Origin of the sequence: Novosphingobium sp. THN1 (assembly GCF_003454795.1) — a bacterium.
In the GTDB taxonomy this organism is placed as follows: Bacteria; Pseudomonadota; Alphaproteobacteria; order Sphingomonadales; family Sphingomonadaceae; genus Novosphingobium.
This window is the reverse complement of the sequence record NZ_CP028347.1, coordinates 2,220,332-2,235,281: the sequence shown is the minus strand read 5'-3', so window position 1 is coordinate 2,235,281 and position 14,950 is coordinate 2,220,332. Positions and strand designations below refer to the sequence as shown.

Below are 14,950 nucleotides of genomic sequence, written 5' to 3'. Positions count from 1 at the left end.
GCACGAAGCGGGCGTTAACCCAGAAGGCGTGGCTAATTTACAACGATGTCGGTTCCGAAGGCTGCAGGCACGTCCGGATAGGCATCGAGAACCTCTCCCAACACCGACTTGAGCGGTTCGAGCCACTGCTCGAACGGCTTCCATGCCTCTGTTCCATTTCGGAAAATTGGTCGACGCACCTGTTCGGAACTCGCAGTCCGCACCGCGCGCTCGGTTTCATGGAACGAAAGGCAAGCATCCTCGAATGGCAGCCCGCAATGGGCCAGAAGCGCCCTCACTTCGGTTTCCGTCTGATCAACCACCCGCTCATAAAGGACCCGGTGGACCACGCCGGGGAGCACACGATCGAAATGCGCCATCGCCCGCACATAGTCGCGGTAATAGCGGCCCATGTCGTCCAGTGAATAACTGAAACCCTGCCCCCGTGCGAAATGCTGCTTGTAGTTCGAAAAGCAGCACGCGAGCGGATGACGACGTGCATCGATAATCCTGGCGTTCGGCAGGATTGCATGGATGAACGGCACATGCAGCCAATTGTTAGGCATCTTGTCGATGAACAGCGGCCGCCGCGTATGCCGTTGCACCCGGGTTCGCGCGAGGTAGGCTTCGCCAAGCTTTCGCAATTCTTCTCCATCGAGAGCTGAAATGGCTTCGGGATAGCCTTCGACACTGCGCGCAAGGAAGCCGATGTCGGAAAGTTCGCTCGTCCCTTCCACCTGCGAGTGACTGGACAGGATTTGCTCGACGAGCGTCGAGCCGGCGCGGGGCATGCCAAGGACGAAGATGGGATCAGGCGCTGCACACCCCTTCCCTTGCAAACCTGCGACAACTGCCGGCGTAAATGCAGCAATCGCAGCGTTCACATTCTGGGTCGTGTCTTCCGCCCGGTATGGCATCCGACGACGACGCAATTCATTGCCCGCCGCGTAGTGCGCAAACGACGTCTCCGCCTCTCCTCGATCCTCGAAAGCTTTGCCGAGTGCAAAATCCAGATGCCAGCGATCCTCTACGGCCAAATCCGTGCGCGCCAGTGCCTGCTGCATGGCGGCGATGTCCTCATCGGTGAACTTCACGGTCTTCAGGTTCGCCAGGCTCCACCATGCTTCACCAAGCACGGGCAGAAGTTCGATGGCCTTGCGGTAGGCCGCGATGCCCTCGGCCTGCCGCCCTACGGTCTTGAGCATATGGCCATAACTCATCCAGACGCGGGGCTGGTTGGGCGCTTGCCTGAGCACCTGTTGGTAAAGTGCAAGCGCCTCGTCGAACTCACCGATGCGCCCATAGGCTGCTGCCTGCAGGTTGGCGTGCCCGGCATTGTCCGGATCGTCTGCCGTGACTTTGGCCAACTCTTCAAGCGCCTCTGGCGCCCGATTTGTGCGGTAGAGGACCAGCGCGAGGTTCGCCCTTGCTGCCGTGAATTGCGGAGCAAGCTCGATTGCCCTCCGCAACAGGTTCTCCGCGTCGTTATAGCGCCCGATACGCCCGGCAAGTTCCGCAAACAGACGGATAGCACGTACATCGAAGGGATCATCCTTCAGCAGGGACCGCAGAAGCGGCTCGGCTGTCGGCAAGTCGGACTCGTTCATGGCGATTGCCGCACGGACAAGCCGCGGATCGTAGACCGGTGCAGCAATGCGGGGCGAAGACGTGGTCACATTGGTCATCAGCAGCATCACAAACATGGTGACGCCTCGCGATCAAGCGCTAGTCTTCACCCAACCGCAATGAAGGGAACCCGCAGCCTATGACAGCAACGCGCAAGCTGGGCTTCTGGATGACCCTGGCGCTGGTCGTGGGCAACATGATCGGTTCGGGGATCTATATCCTGCCGGCAACGCTTGCTCCCCTGGGCCACAACCAGCTGATTGGCTGGGCGGTGACGCTTGGCGGTGCGTTGTGCCTTGCTTTCACATTCGCTCGCCTTGGCGCGCGCCTGCCCTTGGCGGGAGGTCCCTATGCCTATGCGCAGGCCGCATTCGGACCGGTAGGAGGTTTCGTCACCGCTTGGTCCTACTGGACGATGGTCTGGGCGGGGAATGGGGCAGTCGCTGTCGCAGTCGTATCGAACCTCAGCCTGATCGTGCCAGCCATGGGCCGCATTCCCGGCCTGCCAGCGGTGCTTTCGGTGGCCTGCGTCTGGCTGCTCACTGCCGTGAACATTCGCGGTGTCCGCGCCGCGGGCGATGTCTCGGTAGTTACCACGGCGTTGAAGCTGGTGCCACTGTTGGGGTTGATTGCCCTTACAGTCTGGCTGCTGTTGACTGGCGCACCGCAAGCCGTGCAACCAGCAGTGCCGCTATCGGGCGCGGTGGTTGCAACGGCGGCCGGGCTGACATTCTGGGGCTTCCTCGGGCTCGAATCCGCGACAGTGCCGGCCGACAAGGTCGAAAATGCCGCGAGCGTTGTCCCGCGAGCGACCCTGATCGGCGTTGCCCTGACCGGGTTCGTCTACATCGGGATTTCCACAGCCTTTGCGCTCTACATGCCAATGCAAGCCGCTGCCGCTTCTCCTGCGCCCGTAGCCGATTTTCTGGCGCGTTTCTTCGGATCCGGCGTGGGGCAGATTGTGGCCGTCTTTGCCGCGATCAGCGCTTTCGGCACCTTGAACGGGTTCATCCTGCTTCAGGGCGAGGTTCCCTGGGCGATGGCCAAGGGCGGCGTCTTCCCCCGCTGGTTCGCCACGGAAGGTGCCCGGGGAACGCCGGTGCGCTCGCATGTCGTGTCGAGCATCCTGCTGAGCATCGTCACGCTTCTCAACTACGGGCGCGGCATGGGCGACCTGTTCGCCTTCATCGCCTCGGTCAGCCTTGCTGCGGGGATGCTGTCGTACTTCCTCGCAATGCTCGCAGCGGTGCGTCTGTTGCCGACAGAGCGCGTGCTGGTTGCGGCAGCGCTGGTGGGTGCAGGCTTCATCGCCTGGGCCGCGTGGGGCCTCGGGATAGAGGCCCTCACCTACGGCGTAGGGTTCATCGCGCTCGGCTTGCCGGTCTATCTATGGGTCAGGCACGATGCAGCAGCTTCCACAGTACAGAGCGGTCACGGATGATCTCATGCGCCGCGTTGTGGCCGGGCGCTCCGGTCACGCCGCCACCGGGATGGGTCCCCGATCCGCACATGTAGAGCCCCTTGATCGGCGAGCGATAGTCACCGTGGCCCAGCACCGGACGCGCAGCCCAAAGCTGATCGAGACCCATCGTGCCGTGGAAGATGTCGCCCCCGATAAGCCCGAACTTGCGCTCAAGATCCAGGGGCGAATGGATCTGGCGCGCAATGACTGCGCCCTTGAAGTTGGGCGCATGGTCAGTGACCGTATCGATGATCAGATCCGCCACTTGCTCGCGGTGCGCATCCCAATCGATAGTCGGATCGAACTGCTGGCAGAACAGGCTCGCCACATGCTGGCCCGGAGGCGCAAGGCTGTCGTCGACAGTGCTCGGAATCTTGATCTCCACGATCGGCTTCTTCGACCAGCCATGCTGCTGGGCATCGATGAAGGCCTGATCCATGTAATCCATGCCTGGCGCGATGATGATGCCGGCGGTGTGGTGCTCAGCCTGTTCCTTGCCCGGCAGCACGGTGAAGTCCGGCAATTCGGATAGCGCGACGTTCATGCGGAAGGTGCCGGACCCTGTCTTGTAGCCCTTCATCCGGCGGTTGAAGTCCTCATCGAGATCCGCAGAATCGACCAGTTGCCGGTAGAGCAGCGCCGGGCCGACATTCGCGGCGACGATCGGCGCATAAAGCTCCTCGCCCCCTTCGAGCTTCACGCCCGCCGCCTTGCCGTTGTTCACCAGAACCCGCGCCACCGGCGATTCAAGGCTGATCTCCACGCCGACTTCGGCGCATGCCTTGGCCATCGCCTGCGTAATCGCCCCCATGCCGCCGACAGAATGGCCCCAAGCGCCAAGCTTGCCATTCACTTCGCCGAATACGTGGTGGAGCAAGACATAGGCAGAACCCGGCGTTGAAACGCCCGCGTAGTTGCCCACCACCGCGTCGAACGCGAATGCCGACTTCACGTGATCGTCTTCGAACCAGCCATCGAGGAAATCGCGCGCCGACTTGGTGAAGATGTCCAGCAGGTCACGCTGCGTTGCCATGTCGAGCTTGGCGATCGGCCAGCCCTGCATTGCGGCAGACTTGAGCGCGGAGATCCCGCCGCCGACATTCGGCGGCGTCTGCAGCGAAATGTCGCGCAGCACATTGGCGACCTTTTCCAGCGCGGCATCATACTTGGGGTAAGCCTCGGCATCCTTCTTCGAAAAGCGTGCGAACTCTGCTTCGGTACGCCCTGGCCCGCCGCCCAGTTTCAGGTAAGTGTCGGGAAAGGGGAAGAAATTGCTGATCGTCCGCTCGATCACGCGATAGCCGTGATCGTGGAGCTTCATGTCCGCAATAACCTTCGGTCGCAGCAGGCTGACAGTGTAGCTCGCCGTCGAGTTGCGGAAGCCGGGATGGAATTCCTCGGTTACTGCTGCGCCGCCGACAATGTCACGACGTTCCAGCACGCGCACCTTCATTCCCGCCTTGGCGAGATAGAATGCGCAGACCAGGCCATTGTGGCCGCCGCCGATGATCAATGCGTCGTAACGGTTGGACATGCGATAATTCCCCGGAGCATTTGTGATTACTTCTTCGACCAGCCGGCCGGCGGCGCTTTGTGCAGCCGAGCCTCGGGCGTGATCGCGCGGATCTTGCGGGCGAAGCTGCGCAGGCACACTTCGCTTTTGCCGATTGGTCCGGCACCGTAGGCTTTCGACGCCATGCCTTGCTGGATCCGTTCGATCAGCCAAGTATCTTCCGCGTTGACCACCCGATTGATCCGCCAGTTGGCATATCGCACCAGCTTCATCTCGCGGCGTTCGTCCGGTAGCGCAAAGCACATCTCGCGCAGCAACGAAGTCGTCGGCGTCAGCGGCAGCCACTGCATGAAGTCGATCTGATCCGCATAGATATCGAACGCCATGTTCGGCCAGAGCTTGTAATACAGCCACCGGCGCTGCGATTGCTGCGGAAGATGCGGCACCTCCGGCAAATGCGTCTGATAGAACCGTTCCCAGAAATTCGCCGAGGGCTTGTCAACAAGGTCGCCCTTCATCCGGTCGGCCCAGCCGTGGTCTGAGATCTCGTAGGACTTGCCGAAAATGCGCGTAAGGCCGTCGTGCGCTACCGGGATGTGCAGATTGTCGGAATAGTTGTCGCCGACATTCTTCCAGTTCACCTGCCGCTCGCGCAGGCGCACGTCACCGATACGGCGCATGTCCTCAAAGCGATAGGGCGCAACTTCCTCCTCGAACGGCGCCATCATTTCGGCGACACTGGGGAAGCCTGCGTCCACAAGGCGCACGAACACGAAGCCGCGCCAGATCTCGACCGCAACCGGCACGAGGCCGTTGTCTTCAAGCTTGAGCGCGGGATAGTCCGACTTCATCGGCACGCCCGATAGACGTCCGTCAGGCTCGAATGTCCAGGCGTGGTAGGGGCAGACCAGCTTCTTCGCGCAACCTGCCGGACCTTCGACAAGACGCATGGCGCGATGGCGGCAGACGTTGGCGAAAGCGCGGATCGTGCCATCGTCGCCACGGATCGCGATCACACTTTCATTGAGGTAATCCAGCGTCCGGTATTCCCCGGCATCCGCAATGTCGCTTTCGTGGCAGACGATCTGCCAAGAGGGCCGGATCACCCGCTCCATCTCGACAGAAAAGTATTCCGGATCGGTATAGAGCCAGCCCGGCAGGCTCCAGTCCGCGTCGGGATCGACCTCGTCCGATGAGATATGGCGGAATGCGCCAGATAGATCGCCCATATGCCCGAATCCAGATTGCTTGTTGAACAATCGTACAACAACGGGCAGAATGTTCAAGAGATGAGCGAAGCATCAGCATCCCCCGCATTCCGCCGTGCAGAACCTGACGTCCGGCGACTGAGCCTGATCGAAGCCTGCGCCCGCGTGCTTGCCCGCCATGGGGCAGCCGGAGCCAGTGTACGCGCCATTGCGCAGGAAGCAGGTGCCTCGGTCGGCCTGGTGGGTCACTACTTCGGCGGAGTCGATGCGCTGGTTGCCGCAACTTACGATCATGTCGATCGTCGTGTTGCCGAAGCGCTCGATAGGGCTGTCGCTGCTGCTGATCCTACCCCCAGGACAGGCTGGAAGCTTTCGTCACGGCATCCTTCGCCCCGCCCATTGCAGACACGGCGCTGCTGGCCACGTGGATCGCGTTCTGGAGCCTTGTCACGGCACGCAAGGACATTGCTCGTCAGCATGACGAGCAATACGGCCTTTACCGCGCCCGGCTCGAAGCCCTGCTGGGAGATTGCGGCGTGCCGGTTTCGGCACGCCGTCGGCACGCCATCGCGGTTACGGCGCTGGTGGACGGGTTGTGGCTCGAACTGTGCCTGTCGCCCGGATGCTTCACCCCCGAAGAAGCGCGGGACATCGCCCGCGGCTTCCTCGCTTCGATCACTTCGTCAGGTCGGTGATCAGGCTCAGGTAGTAGGTAATCCCCGGCCGGATGTTGGAAAGGCGGGTCCGCTCATTGAGGCCGTGAGCGAACGACTCCGAATCCTTCGAGAACGTCGGGCTGAGGCCGTAACTGGGCACGCCGACCGCGCGGAACCACATCGAATCCGATGCCCCTGATGATTGCGAGGGAACGAGCGGCACGCCGGGATAAGCCTTGGCCATCGCCTTCGTTACGGCAGCCATCAGATCGGGCCGCAGCGGCGATGCCGGCGAAGCCACCGAACCGACCGTGACGTCGGTGATCTTGACCACCGGATCGTCAATGACCTTGCCCAGTTCCGCCATGATCTCCTCCTTGGAGTGGCCGGGGAAAATGCGACAGTTGATGTTGGCAAAGGCCCGCTGCGGCAGGGCGTTCTCTGCGTGTCCACCACCAAGCATCGTCGGAACACAAGTCGTGCCGACCAGACCGACCATGGCAGGATCGGCGCGCAGGATAGCCAGCGCATTCTCATCGGCGGGATTGGCCGCGAAAGCGCGCATGGCCGCAGCCACTTCCGGCTTTTCGGTAAACGGTGCTGCTTTCTCAAATGCGGCCGTGGTGATCTCGTTCTGCTCGGCCTTGAACTTGTAGGCACCCACTTTCACCAATGCTTGCGAGAGTTGCACGATCGCATTGTCGGGGCGGGGCGCGGAACTGTGCCCGCCGGGATTGGTCACCTCCAGCCGATAGTCGGCATAGGTCTTCTCCGCACCCTGCCACGTCCAGAACAGCGGCTTGGCGGTCGCCTCGTCAAGCAAGCCACCACCGCCATCGACATTGATGACCAATTCGGCGTTCTTCAGCTTTTCGGCAATGATCGCGCTGGTCTTCATCGTCGTTTCCTCGTCACCGGAAAACTCGATGACGATGGTACGCTTGGGCTTGAAGCCCTGTCGGCGAAGCTCGATCAGCGTCGAAAGAGCCAGCGCCCCGTCGAACTTCATATCGCTCGCGCCACGACCATAGAGGATTCCATCTTCCACTACCGGCACGAACGGATCGCGCTCCCAATCCTCGCGCTTGGCCTCGACCACGTCCATGTGGCCCGAGATCACCAGCGGCTTGAGCGCCGGATTGCTGCCCTGCCACGTCGCGATGATGTAGGCGGTATCGTCCACCGGCGTGATCTCGATGTCCGAGGCGCTCCAGCCGCCTGCCAACAGCGCGTCACCGAAGAGCCTGGCAACATCAATGGTCCTGTTGCCCTCACCCCTGACCGAGCGAATGGCAATGGCCTTCTGCGACAGGTCAAGCACCTGCGCCTCGGCCTTTGAATAGGCGGCCTCCTTCGCGGTGGCAGGCATGGAGCACGCAAGGGAAGCGGCAAGGACAACTCGGAACTTAGCGACCATGGACAAGACTCCTTTGCAGCCAAGCTGACTTCTGACGAAGCGACAGGCAACCGCTTTTACTGGGCATTTCAAATCAGAAAGGCCCCGGACGCGAGTGCGCCCGAGGCCTTTCCAAACTCGTCGTAACAACGATCAGCGCTTGATCTTGCTCGTGTCGAACGTGCCGAGGCCGGGCTTGAAGCTCTTCTCGTCAAGGAACTGACGCGTCGCTTCCTTGCGCGCCTCAACGCCGCCGAAGTTGTGGAGCGCTTCCTGCGCGCGGATCAGATAATCCTCGGCATTGTCGTAGGTCATTTCCGTCATGCGGCGCACGGCCCACTTGGTCGCACGCAGTGCATGCCCGTCCTTCTTGCACAGGGCCTGTGCGATCTCGAGAACGCGCGCCTGCAGCTTGTCGGCAGGCACGGCCTCGGTGACAAGGCCCTGCTGTTCGGCCTGCTTGCCGGTCAAATTCTCGCCCATCATCGCATGATACATGGCCTTGCGCAGCGGCATGAGGTCAGCCGCAACCTTCGAAGCGCCGCCACCGGGCAGGATGCCCCAGTTGATCTCCGAAAGACCAAACTGTGCATCTTCCGAAGCGATAGCGATGTCGCAGGCGAACAGCGGACCATAGCCGCCGCCAAAGCACCAGCCATTGATCATGGCGATGGTCGGCTTTTCGTACCAGCGCAGGCGCTCCCACCAGGAATAGGCTTCGCGCTGCGCCTTGCGGATCGACCACAGGCCCTCGGCCTCGGTCTCGCGGAAGTATTCCTTGAGATCCATGCCGGCGGACCAGGCATCCCCTTCGCCGGTGAGTACCAGCACCTTGACGTCTTCGCGGAATTCGAGGTCCGCAATGACCCGGCCCATCTGCCGATTGAGCTTCGGGCTCATGCAGTTGCGCTTTTCCGGGCGGTTGAATTTCACCCAGGCAATGCCGTCTTCCACGGTGAAAGCGACGGTATCTTCTTCCGCGCGCTCGATCTTCTGCTGTTCGGTCATGGTCTTTCCTCTAGGGCAATCGTGCAAATTCAGATGGGATAATGGCCGGGCTGCGTCTCCATCGTGATCCAGCGCAGCTCGGTGAAACTGTCGATGCCGGCTTTGCCACCGAAGCGCCCGTATCCAGACGCCCCGACGCCGCCGAACGGCATTTGTGCCTCGTCATGCACGGTGGGGCCGTTCACATGGCAGATGCCAGACTTGATCTGCCGCGCCACGCGCAGGCCGCGTGCCGTGTCGCGGGTGAAGACTGCGGCCGACAACCCATACTCGGTGTCGTTTGCCAGTTCGATGGCATGGGCTTCGTCGCGCGCTCGGATAACGCCGACGACCGGACCGAAGCTTTCGTCGCGGAACAGCTTCATGTCCTGGGTCACGCCCGCGACGACATGCGCCGGCATCAACACGTTGTGCGTGGTCTCGCCCCCGGTCAGCAGCTGCGCTCCCTTGGCTAGGGCATCTTCGATCAGGCTCTGGCAGTGCGCGACTGTCTTGGCGTCCACCACCGCGCCCAGCGGCGTCGTCCCCTCGCGCGGATCACCTACCGGCATGGCGGCTACCTTTGCCTTGAACTTCTCGGCGAAGGCGTCCGCAACAGCATCGACAACGATGATGCGTTCGGTCGACATGCAGATCTGACCCTGGTTCATGAATGCGCCGAAGGCAGCCGCCTTGACGGCCTCGTCAAGGTCTGCGTCCTCAAGAACGATCAGCGGCGCCTTTCCGCCCAGCTCCAGCAGGCAGGGCTTGAGATGTTGTGCAGCCCGCACCGCGATGATCCTGCCCACGGCAGTCGATCCGGTAAAATTGATACGCTTGACCTGCGGCGCGTCGATAAGTGCGCCAACGACCTCGGCAGCATCCTTAGGCGCATTGGTGACGACATTGACCACGCCTTCAGGAAAGCCGGCCTCGGCAAAGGCTTCGATGATCAGGGCGTGCGTGCGCGGGCACTGCTCCGATGCCTTGAGAATCACGGCGTTGCCGCAGGCGAGTGGCACGGCTATAGCCCGAACGCCCAGAATGATCGGCGCATTCCACGGTGCAATGCCGAGGATCACCCCGACCGGTTCGCGCAAAGCCATCGCCACGCAACCGGGCTTGTCTGAAGGGATGACCTCACCCGATATCTGCGTCGTCAGCGCGGCAGCTTCCCGCACCATGCTTGCGGCCAGCCCGAGGTTGAAGAGCGCCCAGCCCCTGGTTGCCCCGATCTCGCCCATCATGGCCTCGACGAAGGCATCAGCGCGGCTTTCGAGCGCAGCGGCCGCCTTCATCAACACGGCGCGCCGGGCATTTGGCCCCATGGCCGCCCAAGCTGGAAATGCTGCCGCAGCACGGGCGGCGATTGCAGGAATATCCGACGCCTGCATGGCCTCGGCCGTCGAAGCTACCGCGCCAGTCATTGGATTGATGCGCTCAAACAGCATGTGCTCTCTCCCATTTCTGTTATGGGTTATAGCAATCAATAATTGCCGTCGCAACAGGTCATTTGCAAAGTGGAGGACCTGACCTTTTGTGCAGGGAATGCATCGTCACCGCTCGGCAGACGGGATGCGCAGATGGGAGACAATCGAAAAAATACACAGGAATTCTGGCTTTCGACGCCGCGCCATCCTGGAAGCAGACCCGCGCACTCACCTGCTTAATTGCAATAAATGCAACCGAACATGTGGGTTTCGCACTTGCACACAAAGCACAATTACCCCATTTCGGAGGGGCCTTTCAGGCATCCTCTCCCAAACTTTTCAGGGCCGCCCCGGCAACGGTGCGGCCCATTTTTTGTCTATCGAAGGCGCTCGCCGCTTCAGGGCCGTCTCAGGTGTGCGGCATGATCACGCTGCGCCCGATGACACTGCGCTGCTCCATCGCCTCAAACGCACACTTCCAGTCATCAAGCGCGAAGGTCGCGTGCAAGTGGGGGCGGATCCTGCCCTGCCCCGCCAGTTCGAGGATACGCGCGACATTCTCCTTGCCCCGGTCCGGGAAACGGCGCCCATACTCCCCGGCGCGCACGCCGACGACCGAGAACCCCTTGATCAGAGGCATGTTCACGCGAACCTCCGGGATGCGCCCACCTGCAAAGCCGACGACCAGCAGACGACCGTCAAATGCAATACAGCGAGTCGATTCGTCGAAAACGTCTCCTCCCACGGGGTCGTAGACAAGATCCGCTCCTTTGCCGTCGGTGATCGCCAGCACCTGCTCGCGGAAACCGGCACTGCCGTCGATCACGTGGGCGGGTTTGTAGAGGTCGCTGATGGCCTCACGCTTTTCCTGAGTAGAGGCAACGGCAATGACCTTCAGGCCAAGAGCCACTCCAAGATCGACGGCAGCCAGTCCCACGCCGCCAGCGGCCCCGTGCACCAACAACCATTCGCCTGCCTGCGCCATTCCGCGACAGACCAGCGCCACCCAGGCAGTCAAATAAGCAGCCCGCAAGGCCGCGCCCTGGGCCATCGAGAGTCGCTCAGGCAGCCTAAGGAGAGCCCCTTCAGGGAAACACCCGAATTGGGCGACCCCGCCGGTGAGCATCCCTGCAATCACACGGTCGCCTTCACGCCAAGGTCCATCGCTTGGCGCACGCACCACAATGCCCGCGGCCTCCATGCCCGGAACGAATGGCAAGGCCGGTTTTGCCTGATATTCCCCACGGGTCATCAGGAGATCGGGAAAACCCAGCGCGGCGGCTTCGATCCGGATCAGAACCTCGTCCGGCTTCGGCTCCGGAATCGCTGCATCCACAATGCCAACACCGGACAGATCAGCACTCAGATTCCGGACCTGCAGCGCTCGCATCATTCTGGTCATTTTCATCTCCCCGGCAGAGCGTGACGCATTCCGATAGGCACTCCAACAGCCACTTCTTGACCGATCATCAAGAAAATTTCTTGCGCCATTGCTGCGGCGCACAAAGCAGAGGGCATGACGCGCACGGGTGGAGGTCCCTTTTGCAATCTTGCTCCAGCCCTTCCGGCAAATGGCTGACTTCCGCCAACAATTTTGAACAATCGTCCTAAGTCAGCTTTCTTAGGCCGATATGGCATGCATGAAATCTGCCCTTTCTGCGCCGCATCGATGCTGCGTGGCAACAGCCAAAACCCCTTAAATCCAAGGGTTTTGCAGGGAATATGACTTGTCCGACGTGCGCCCTCGGCCTATTTTATGCACGGATCAACAAGCCGGGCAAACCGCACGGTCCACCATGATAAGCGGGGCCACAAAGGCACTCGCACATAAAAGACAGTACGCAGGAGAATGCTCATGAAGACCCTTATCGCCGCCACTCTGGCGGTCGGCTTGCTGTCTGCGCCGCAGATCGCTCTTGCCGCACCTGCCCCCCAAACCGTCAACATCGCCATCTCGGCCGATGGTCTCGACCTGTCCCGTCCTTCGGACATGCGCCGTCTTCGCAACCGCATTGCCGATGCCGCTGCGGAAGCCTGCGATCCGGCTGACCGCATGATCGTGACGCCGATGCCTGATTATCAGTGCCGCCGCGCCGCGATCGCAAGCGTCGAACCGATGGTGCAGGAACTCGCCCTCGCTGCCCGCAGCGGGAAAATGGCGCGCCGCTGATCGATCTTGGGCCAAGCCTCGCGTTGGCGTGAAGCCTGGCCAGAAGCGCAACGCCGCCTGGAGGAGCATTTCCCCTTCCGGCGGCGTTATCGCCTTCAGGTGCCGAGCACCTTCAGCGCGACTGCGGCCGCCGCAGCCCGCGTTTCAACACCCAGCTTCTCGTAGATGCGTTCCAGGTGTTTCTGCACCGTGCGCGGGCTGATCGCGAGCACCTCCGAGATCATCCCGTTGGACTTGCCGTAGCTGATCCAGAGCAGCACTTCGGCCTCGCGATCGGTCAATCCCAGCTTGATCTGCAATTGCGCCACGTCGGCCTTGGGATTGAGCTCGTTGAGCCGGATCAGCACTTCGCTGTCGCGGTACTGTGCAATCACCACAAGTTCGAGCGCGCTTTCCCCTTGCTCGATCCGCACAGATGCCCCCGGGGCATTGCGCGCCAGCACGCGAAGCAAAGGCAGCCGGATCGCATCGGGCAGCTGTCGCTCCTCCCGGCTCCATTCCGGACTTGCTCGAAGGATCGCGCGTTCAGCCAGCGGCGTGCACCAGAGACAGCGGCCCTGTGGATCGACAGCCATCATCAGCCGTCCGGTTGCATCCAGGCCGGCAGCGCTCGCCTGCATTGCCCGCGCATTGCCTAGATGCACCCGAACCCGCGCCAGCAGTTCATGCACGTTGACCGGTTTGCGGAGGTAATCGACGCCACCAGCTTCGAAGCCTTCGATCACGTGCTCGCTTTCGGTAAGCCCGGTCATGAACATCACCGGCACGTGCGCAAGTTGCGAGCGTGCCTTGATCTGCCTGGTTGCTGCAAAGCCGTCGATACCCGGCATCACCGCATCCATCAGGATGAGGTCCGGCACGACATGCTCCAGCAGGTCCAGCGCGGCCGCACCCGATATGGCGACGAGCACCGTGATGCCCGCACCTTCGAGTGCGTCGGTCAGGAAGCGGAGCGAATCCGGCTCGTCATCGACGACCAGAACCGTATCACGACGCAAGTTATCGCCACTCATCGGGCAGGTCCTCCAGTATCCTTCCGATCCCGGCGAGATCAAAGCGGTCGAGATGATCGAACAGGCGCACGGCAAGCTTGTCTGCAGCCGGATCAGCGGCTGCCAATGCCTTGATCTCGCCTTCGAGCGCCCTGACGTGGCCGATCTGAACGAGCGCCTTCAACTTCTCGACGTGTTCACGCGTGGCGGCAGAAACCTCGACGCGGTCACGCCCGGCAGTGTCACCCTCCCGCGCTTCGGGCAGGATCCATTCCAGCTGAAGATGGCGCCCCAATGCGTCGAGAAGCGACCCCAGATCCACTGGCTTGAGCAGAAACGCATCGTGGCTGGCCTGCTGACCGGAGAGTCCGTGGCGCTCGAACGCATTGGCCGACAACATCAGTATCTTGAGATCGCGCCCGCAGCTGGCGCGCAGACGTTCGGCGACATCCCAGCCCGACATGCCGGGCATGCTGACATCGCACATCACGGCGTCGAAAGCTTGCGCATCAGCCAATGCCAGCGCCGTGGCTCCATCGCCCGCCTCTGAAACGTCGAAGCCGGCCTCGGCAAGAACGGTCCGCAAGACACAAACGTGATCAGCGTCATCGTCGACCAGCAGGATCGCGCGCCGGTCCCCCCTGTAGCCGGTCGGGCGAACCTTGTCGGCCGCATGATCGACCATGCCCGAAACCTGCGGCGCCATAAGCTTGATCGAGAAGCAGCTGCCGCGGCCAACCGCACTTTCCAGCTTGAGGTCGCCGCCCAGCATGCTCACGACAGCGCGCGTTATGGCAAGACCAAGGCCTGCCCCTGTCCTCTCTGCCTCGGATGCAGCATCAGCGCGCTCGTAAGGTGCAAAGATCTGCTCCTGCCGCTCGAGCGCGATGCCGGGACCGGTGTCGTGAACTTCGATCGTGGCAATCTGGCCGGACCATCGCAGCACAAGCCGGATTTCCCCACGCTGCGTGAACTTTACCGCGTTCGATACCAGGTTGATCAGTGCCTGGCGCACGCGCCGTTCATCAAGCCGCACGAACTCGGGCAACCGGCCTTGTATGCTGCAGACGAACGACAGCCCCTTATGCGCCGCCAGCGGCGCAAACATCTCGGCTACCTGCTCGACCAGAGCTCCGAGCCGGATGACGCCGTTATCGACCCGGACCACGCCCTGTTCAACCGAGGCAATATCGAGCAGGCCCTCGACGAGGTTTGTCAGATGTTCGGCGCTGCGGCGAATGACACGCGCAGCCGCCAACGGATCGACCTGTGCGCCCCGTTCCACAAGCTGGGCATAGCCATAGATCGCATTGAGTGGAGATCTGATTTCGTGGCTGACATTGGCAAGAAACCGGCTTTTCGCCTCGTTCGCAGCTTCCGCCGCGGCGAGGCGCGCACGAAGCTCCGCCACCTGATCCTGCTTTTCCACTCGCGACTGCCGGGGCGGCCGTCGACCCGCCTGTGCCCCTTGTCTGCTCCCGCCGCGCCGGGAAGTTTGCATTTCAATGACCCCGCGTGCCTGTGTTGTTGT

The 14,950-nt window shown here is 61.9% G+C and carries 12 protein-coding genes and 1 pseudogene; 4 read left to right on the top strand and 9 right to left on the bottom strand.

The features are described 5' to 3' along the window. Nucleotides 1-32: 32 nt before the first annotated feature. Complete coding sequence (locus tag C7W88_RS11100) at nt 33-1,673, bottom strand: sulfotransferase (protein WP_370073239.1); 1,641 nt, start codon at nt 1,671-1,673, stop codon at nt 33-35. A 71-nt stretch (nt 1,674-1,744) separates the two neighbouring features. Between C7W88_RS11100 and C7W88_RS11095 the strand changes: the two genes are divergently transcribed. Next, nucleotides 1,745-3,046: an amino acid permease gene (locus tag C7W88_RS11095; RefSeq protein ID WP_118073576.1), complete on the top strand. Its 1,302-nt coding sequence runs from the start codon at nt 1,745-1,747 to the stop codon at nt 3,044-3,046. Here the strand turns inward: C7W88_RS11095 and C7W88_RS11090 are convergent. Both C7W88_RS11090 and C7W88_RS11085 read right to left on the bottom strand, forming a co-directional pair. Then, nucleotides 3,000-4,601: an NAD(P)/FAD-dependent oxidoreductase gene (locus tag C7W88_RS11090; RefSeq protein WP_118073575.1), complete on the bottom strand. Its 1,602-nt coding sequence runs from the start codon at nt 4,599-4,601 to the stop codon at nt 3,000-3,002. The genes C7W88_RS11095 and C7W88_RS11090 overlap by 47 nt on opposite strands. Before the next feature lie 26 nt (nt 4,602-4,627). Next, nucleotides 4,628-5,809: an aromatic ring-hydroxylating dioxygenase subunit alpha gene (locus C7W88_RS11085; RefSeq protein WP_118073574.1), complete on the bottom strand. Its 1,182-nt coding sequence runs from the start codon at nt 5,807-5,809 to the stop codon at nt 4,628-4,630. Here C7W88_RS11085 and C7W88_RS24740 point away from each other — a divergent pair. After that, nucleotides 5,810-6,010 (top strand): annotated as a pseudogene (locus C7W88_RS24740) (hypothetical protein); the annotation flags it as partial. A 140-nt stretch (nt 6,011-6,150) separates the two neighbouring features. After that, on the top strand, nt 6,151-6,483 hold the full coding sequence (locus C7W88_RS24735; protein WP_370073238.1) for a TetR family transcriptional regulator C-terminal domain-containing protein: 333 nt from the start codon (nt 6,151-6,153) through the stop codon (nt 6,481-6,483). Here the strand turns inward: C7W88_RS24735 and C7W88_RS11075 are convergent. The 4 genes from C7W88_RS11075 to C7W88_RS11060 form a co-directional block, all read right to left on the bottom strand. Continuing rightward, nucleotides 6,464-7,813 (bottom strand): M20/M25/M40 family metallo-hydrolase, encoded by a 1,350-nt coding sequence (locus C7W88_RS11075; protein WP_240344566.1) that lies wholly within the window; start codon nt 7,811-7,813, stop codon nt 6,464-6,466. The two genes, C7W88_RS24735 and C7W88_RS11075, sit on opposite strands and share 20 nt — an antisense overlap. 180 nt (nt 7,814-7,993) lie before the next feature. Next, nucleotides 7,994-8,848: a p-hydroxycinnamoyl CoA hydratase/lyase gene (locus tag C7W88_RS11070; RefSeq protein ID WP_118073572.1), complete on the bottom strand. Its 855-nt coding sequence runs from the start codon at nt 8,846-8,848 to the stop codon at nt 7,994-7,996. Between the two features lie 29 nt (nt 8,849-8,877). Continuing rightward, a complete protein-coding gene (locus tag C7W88_RS11065) occupies nt 8,878-10,278 on the bottom strand; it encodes an aldehyde dehydrogenase (RefSeq protein WP_118073571.1) in 1,401 nt (466 codons plus the stop codon). A gap of 388 nt (nt 10,279-10,666) precedes the next feature. Beyond that, nucleotides 10,667-11,659 carry an NADPH:quinone oxidoreductase family protein gene (locus C7W88_RS11060; RefSeq protein WP_118074719.1) on the bottom strand — a complete coding sequence of 331 codons (993 nt, stop codon included), beginning with the start codon at nt 11,657-11,659 and terminating at the stop codon, nt 10,667-10,669. A 453-nt stretch (nt 11,660-12,112) separates the two neighbouring features. On the opposite strand from C7W88_RS11060, the gene C7W88_RS11055 reads away from it, so the two are divergent. Continuing rightward, on the top strand, nt 12,113-12,427 hold the full coding sequence (locus tag C7W88_RS11055) for a UrcA family protein (protein ID WP_162896004.1): 315 nt from the start codon (nt 12,113-12,115) through the stop codon (nt 12,425-12,427). 95 nt (nt 12,428-12,522) lie between these two features. Here C7W88_RS11055 and C7W88_RS11050 read toward each other — a convergent pair whose 3' ends face one another. Beyond that, on the bottom strand, nt 12,523-13,440 hold the full coding sequence (locus tag C7W88_RS11050) for a DNA-binding response regulator (protein WP_118073569.1): 918 nt from the start codon (nt 13,438-13,440) through the stop codon (nt 12,523-12,525). Continuing rightward, nucleotides 13,427-14,830, bottom strand: coding sequence for an ATP-binding protein (locus C7W88_RS11045; protein ID WP_240344565.1), 1,404 nt, complete (start codon nt 14,828-14,830; stop codon nt 13,427-13,429). Before C7W88_RS11045 ends, C7W88_RS11050 begins: the two co-directional genes overlap by 14 nt. Nucleotides 14,831-14,950: the final 120 nt, after the last annotated feature.